This is a genomic window from Vibrio sp. D173a, from assembly GCF_030248475.1.
The window spans coordinates 1-637 of the sequence record NZ_JAHGAH010001056.1 but is presented as its reverse complement, the minus strand read 5'-3'; the positions used below and the strand labels follow the sequence as shown (position 1 = coordinate 637).

Here is a 637-nt window from a genome sequence, read left to right as displayed (position 1 = left end):
GAGAGCTCAACAACCAGTTCAATGATACTTGGGTCGTTGGACTTGGCAGGTTAAGTGCGCCTTCAACGTGCTGCGAAAAAATCCCCAGTTGCTGTATCGCTTGGTTTGCACCGCAATTGACCAATTCAACGGGCCTATCTGAGGTCAGTAAAATCAATGATTCACGAGTTAATCCCGCTTCAGCCACAGCCGGTAAAAGATTGGCAACCGCGGTACCAGACGTCACGATAACCGCCACTTTTCCTTGCGTCGCTTTGGCTAAGCCGAGTGCAAAAAAGCCAAGGCCACGCTCATCAAAATGCGTGTGGATAGTCAATTTGGTGTTGGCTTGTGCTTCTAAAGTTAGCGGCGTAGAACGCGAGCCTGGCGCAATACAGACATGCTCTACCCCACTGCGCGCTAGCTCTTCTAGCAGCGTCGATGACCAAATTCGATTGAGAACTGCTTGGTCATGATTTGCTCTGAGATCAAACTCAACAGCGTCGACATCTTCTTGTTCAGTTCTAGCCATTCGTGCTCGGCAACAGATCCGGGTACGATCCCCGCACCAGCAAACAGCTGTACCTGATCGTTGACGATCAAAGCGCTGCGAATAGCGACACAGAATTCAGCACGTTGATGACTGATATAACCCACA

Annotated in this window: 2 protein-coding genes; both read right to left on the bottom strand. The window is 50.1% G+C overall.

Going from position 1 to position 637, the window contains the following annotated elements; all coding sequences use genetic code 11:
• The coding region (locus KIV40_RS31250; RefSeq protein WP_285353188.1) for a thiamine pyrophosphate-binding protein at nt 1–511 on the bottom strand (511 nt) is incomplete at its 3' end.
• Nucleotides 409–637, bottom strand: a 229-nt coding sequence (locus tag KIV40_RS31245) for a chorismate-binding protein (RefSeq protein ID WP_285353186.1), incomplete at its 5' end; no start/stop codon positions are given. The genes KIV40_RS31245 and KIV40_RS31250, both read right to left, overlap by 103 nt.